This window comes from Burkholderia sp. Se-20378 (assembly GCF_017104665.1).
GTDB lineage: Bacteria > Pseudomonadota > Gammaproteobacteria > Burkholderiales > Burkholderiaceae > Burkholderia > Burkholderia lata.
Map to the genome: position 1 here is coordinate 1 of NZ_JAAGPG010001118.1, position 867 is coordinate 867.

An 867-nucleotide genomic window follows, 5' to 3' on the forward strand; every position below is an offset into this window, starting at 1 on the left:
TCGGCGCGGATGTGACGCTCGTCGGCCGCGCACGGATCGGCGACGCGATTCTTCGACACGGGCTGACGCTGACCGACCAGCGCGGCTACCGTGCGACGCTCGCGCCGGCCGATGTCGTGTTCGCGACCGATCCGGCGGCTGCGGCGGCCGCGCGGCTCGTGCTCGTGGCGGTGAAATCGGCGGCGACGCGTGAGGCCGCGGTGCAGCTTGCTGGCGTGCTGCGGCCCGGCACGGTCGTGATCAGCTTCCAGAACGGCCTGCACAACGCCGACGTGCTGCGCGAAGCGCTGCCGCAAGCGACCGTGCTGGCCGGCATGGTGCCGTTCAACGTGATCGAGCGCGAGCCCGGTGCGTTTCACCAGGGCTCGGCCGGCGTGCTGGCGGCTGAAGCATCCTCCGCGCTGACGCCGTTCGCCGGTGCATTCGCGCGCGCCGGGCTGCCGCTTGCGTTGCATCGCGACATGCCGGCCGTGCAATGGGCGAAGCTGCTGCTCAACCTGAACAACTCGGTCAATGCGCTCGCGAACCTGCCGCTGCGCGACGAACTCGCGCAACGTGCGTACCGGCGCTGTGTTGCGCTCGCGCAGCGCGAAGCGCTGCACTGGCTGGCGCGGGCCGCGATCCGGCCCGCGCGGCTGACGCCGTTGCCGGCCGGGTGGCTCCCGGCCGTGCTCGATTTGCCCGATCCGGCGTTTCGCGTACTCGGCGGCCGGATGCTAGCGATCGATCCACTCGCGCGTTCGTCGATGTCCGACGATCTCGCGGCGGGGCGGGCGACGGAAGTCGAGTGGATCAACGGCGAGGTGGTGCGGCTGGCCGCGCACTTTGGCGGGCAGGCGCCCGTCAATGCGCGACTGTGCGCGCTGG

Annotated in this window: 1 protein-coding gene; it reads left to right on the top strand. The window is 71.7% G+C overall.

What is annotated here, in order from left to right; translation table 11 throughout:
• Window positions 1–867 (top strand): 2-dehydropantoate 2-reductase (locus tag G3N93_RS40490; RefSeq protein ID WP_206135573.1); only part of this gene is annotated, 867 nt, incomplete at both ends.